Annotated in this window: 6 protein-coding genes and 1 pseudogene; 6 read left to right on the forward strand and 1 reads right to left on the reverse strand. The window is 59.6% G+C overall.

What is annotated here, in order from left to right:
* The 6 genes and pseudogenes from M3498_05275 to M3498_05300 form a co-directional block, all read left to right on the forward strand.
* A partial coding sequence (locus M3498_05275) for an AAC(3)-I family aminoglycoside 3-N-acetyltransferase (protein MDQ3458703.1) occupies nucleotides 1-110 on the forward strand: 110 nt, incomplete at its 5' end.
* Between the two features lie 153 nt (nucleotides 111-263).
* Nucleotides 264-494 (forward strand): hypothetical protein, encoded by a 231-nt coding sequence (locus M3498_05280; GenBank protein MDQ3458704.1) that lies wholly within the window; start codon nucleotides 264-266, stop codon nucleotides 492-494.
* Complete coding sequence (locus tag M3498_05285; GenBank protein ID MDQ3458705.1) at nucleotides 484-873, forward strand: type II toxin-antitoxin system VapC family toxin; 390 nt, start codon at nucleotides 484-486, stop codon at nucleotides 871-873. The genes M3498_05280 and M3498_05285 overlap by 11 nt, the downstream gene beginning before the upstream one ends.
* A 154-nt stretch (nucleotides 874-1,027) precedes the next feature.
* On the forward strand, nucleotides 1,028-1,672 hold the full coding sequence (locus tag M3498_05290) for a methyltransferase domain-containing protein (GenBank protein ID MDQ3458706.1): 645 nt from the start codon (nucleotides 1,028-1,030) through the stop codon (nucleotides 1,670-1,672).
* Between the two features lie 58 nt (nucleotides 1,673-1,730).
* Nucleotides 1,731-1,991 (forward strand): hypothetical protein, encoded by a 261-nt coding sequence (locus M3498_05295; GenBank protein MDQ3458707.1) that lies wholly within the window; start codon nucleotides 1,731-1,733, stop codon nucleotides 1,989-1,991.
* Between the two features lie 3 nt (nucleotides 1,992-1,994).
* A pseudogene (locus tag M3498_05300) lies at nucleotides 1,995-2,192 on the forward strand (VapC toxin family PIN domain ribonuclease).
* Between the two features lie 40 nt (nucleotides 2,193-2,232).
* On the opposite strand, the gene M3498_05305 reads toward M3498_05300, so the two are convergent.
* Nucleotides 2,233-3,189 (reverse strand): DUF3048 domain-containing protein (locus M3498_05305; GenBank protein MDQ3458708.1); only part of this gene is annotated, 957 nt, incomplete at its 5' end.

The raw sequence follows: 3,189 nt of genomic DNA on the forward strand, positions 1-3,189 counted from the left end.
TTTATGTACAGGCAGACTACGGTGACGATCCAGCAGTTGCTCTCTACACAAAGCTGGGCATTCGGGAAGACGTCATGCACTTTGACATCGACCCAAGTGCCGCCACCTAACAATTCGTTCAAGCCGACACCGCATCATGACTTCAGGCGCCGGTGACATCGGGCTACACTCGGCACAGGTAAGGTCGCGGGCGGCGCGGCTTAACTCAGGCGTTAGGCGCTTTGCCAGCTTGCCGTCTGCTAAAATTATGTTGGTGATGGATAGTGAAGACACAAACGATTGAAGCTGAAATTCGTGAGCAGCTTAACCGACTTCCTCTCGAGCAGCAGCATAGAGTTCTAGAATTCGCTCGTTCGCTTGCAACTTCTCAGGTTCGAGGAGTGTCTGGTAAGGCACTTTTACGCTTTGCCGGAACCGTTGATGCTGCTGACCTCACTATTATGAAGCAGGTGATAGAAGAGGGCTGCGAACGTATAGACCACGATGAGTGGTAGGTTTTTGCTCGACACCAATATCATCATCGCCCTTTTTGCCAAGGAAGACACGGTCATGCAGAAGCTGGCAAATGCTGAAGACGTTTTTGTTCCCAGCATCGCACTAGGCGAGTTGTACTTTGGCGCTGGCAAGTCCGCTCGGGCCAAGGAGAACACCACGCGTATTGACGAATTTGCTGCCAATGGTGCCGTTCTGTTCTGTGACACAGTAACGGCCAAACAGTACGGTGCTATCAAAAACCAGCTCAAAGTTAGTGGATCGCCTATTCCAGAGAACGATATCTGGATTGCTGCTATTGCCGCGCAATATCAACTCATTTTGGTGACCAGGGACAGCCACTTCCAAGCGGTGGAAGGGTTGCAGGTTGAGCAGTGGTAGCCGCAGATGTGCCTAACACTCACTGCAGCGGACGCGCCCACATGTCCATCAAATCGTACCGAAAGCTAAATTCTGGAGGCATGCTTCTGCATGGGCGCGCCGTTGAGCTTAGCCGTTAGGCACAATGAAGGTGAGACCGTTTGGAGTGATGAATTTGAAGAAAAGCAAGTATGAGCGGTATGGCGTTCAGCTTCCTGAGCTTGTTGAGCGCGCGGTTGAGTTAGCAGAGAAGCTGAATTTCCCTGTTATGCCCAAAGGCAGACCGGTGGGGTTCAAGGGACCAGCATCGGCGTGTATTCCCGAAGTAGGGCAGCTGCTACGCACCTTGGTCGCCTCAAAACCCGGCGGGCGCATCGCGGAGCACGGCACAGGGGCAGGAATTGGCACGGCTTGGATGGCGAGCGCTCTGCTTTCCGGCGCGAAGCTCATCTCTGCAGAAATTGACACCCGGTTGGCGGAGGCGGCGAAGCAGCTCTTCAAGGATTGTCCGAACGTCGAAATCCGCGCAGGTGATTGCATGGACGTTCTTAAAGATGAGCCGCCCTTCGACCTGGTGTTTATGGACGCGGGAGCTCGTCGGTACCTGGCACCGGAACATTGGGATAGCATCGTCGAGATGGTCAAGGTTGGCGGTCAGATTGTGATGGATGACCTGACGCCGTTGGAATTATGGCCACCGGAGTGGGACGATTTGGTTGACTTAAAGCGCAAATTTGCGTTCCATAACCCTCATGTCGTCAGTGCTGAAGTGCGAACGACAAAGGCGCAGGTGGCATTAATCATCACGCGCAGCCGATAACTGCGTGTTGTAAAGACGCAAATGCCGAGCTGAGTTATAATCCACCAGGAGGCACTTCATGAGCCTAATACTCGAGTTGCCGCAAAACCTTGAAGCGGAGCTTCAAAAGGAAGCTGCTCGCCTTGGCTTGCCCCTCTCAGAATATGCGCTGCGCGTGCTCACCACGGGACGTTCTACGAGGGAGACTCCGAAAAGCGGTGCTGAACTCGTGGCTTACTGGCAAGGTGAAGGCTTGATAGGAACGCGTTCCGACGTTGAAGACAGTCAGGTGCATGCGCGCCTGTTACGGCGTGAAGCCAAGAGGCGGGTACGGGAATAGCTGGTGCTCTTGCTGGACACGGCTATCCTCAGCGACATTCAGCGTGGACATACTCCGGCCTTGGCCTGGTTTTCATCCCTCACCGAACTCCCTGTTGTTCCAGGGTTTGTCGTGATGGAACTCGTTCAGGATGCAAAGAACAGACAGCAGGTTCGCCTGGCGACAAAGTTGGTTGCGCCCCTTACCATCGTTTGGCCAAGCACCTCGGCCCGCAAGCGTGGAGCTTTTGCGTAGGCCCACCCTACCGTCCCGCCACCTGCGCCCAGGAGGGCACCAAGCTGATCCAGGTCTTGAACGGCGTCAGGTCCACGGGCTGGCCGTCCTCGGCGATGAACCCAAAGCCGTTCTGCTGCTGCCAGCGCCCACGGATGACCTTGCCAGCGAGGTAGAGCGTGGCCTCGCCGCCGCGGTCGACCGCCAGGTAGAGGCGGCCCTCGCGGTCGCCGGGCAGGGGGCTGCCCTCGACCCGGGCGACGACCACCGCCTGCACCACCACGCTCTCGCCGCCCGCGTCGAGTGCCGGGACGCCGCTGCGCTGCCAGCGGTAGAGGTTGAGCTCGGGGAGATAGGTGAAGCCGCTCGAGTAGTCGCCGGGATAGCTCACCAGCAGAGCGCTCGAGTCGGGCAGCTCCGGCGCGGGCCGGTAGATGGTGCCGCGCAGGCTCCGAGCCGTCTCCAGGTTGGCGCCGCGCAGGAAGCTGCGCAGCCTGGCGCCGTCGCTGTAGAGGTCGTAGGGTGCAGGAGCGTCGGGCGCGCGGCTGTAGAGCTCTTCGAAGCGCTGCTCGAGGGCGTTGAAGGAGGGGGCGCGACCCCTGGCGATGGCGTCTAGCGCGGCAGGCGAGCCGCCGATGTGGACGAGGGCGCCGCCCAGGTCCTCGACCACCCTGTGCTGGTAGTCGCGGGCGCTGCGAATCGGCCCGACGCGGCCGGGGTCGGCCCGATCGTAAACGGCCATGAGCCGGGTGAGGTTGCCCTCAACCGGCATCTCGTAGACGACCGAGGCCTCACGCAGGCCCGACTGCCGGCCGGCCGAGGGGTTGGCGTTGTCGAGGATGGCAACGATGGGGCGGTGGCGCTGATCCTCGTAAGGGTCGAGCGTGACGGTGCCGGGCAGGCCCTCCCTTTCCGCCTCGGGGAAGGGCGCATCCTCGGCAGCTTGCGGCTCGACCGGGATGTCCTGCGGAGGGGGCGGCGCCGG

It is taken from the genome of Deinococcota bacterium, assembly GCA_030858465.1.
In the GTDB taxonomy this organism is placed as follows: domain Bacteria; phylum Deinococcota; class Deinococci; order Deinococcales; family Trueperaceae; genus JALZLY01.

Excerpts from the sequence above, each read along its gene's own strand:
- M3498_05285 (MDQ3458705.1), top strand. The coding sequence starts at position 484 with ATGAGTGGTAGGTTTTTGCTCGACACCAATATCATCATCGCCCTTTTT.
- M3498_05295 (MDQ3458707.1), top strand. The coding sequence starts at position 1,731 with ATGAGCCTAATACTCGAGTTGCCGCAAAACCTTGAAGCGGAGCTTCAA.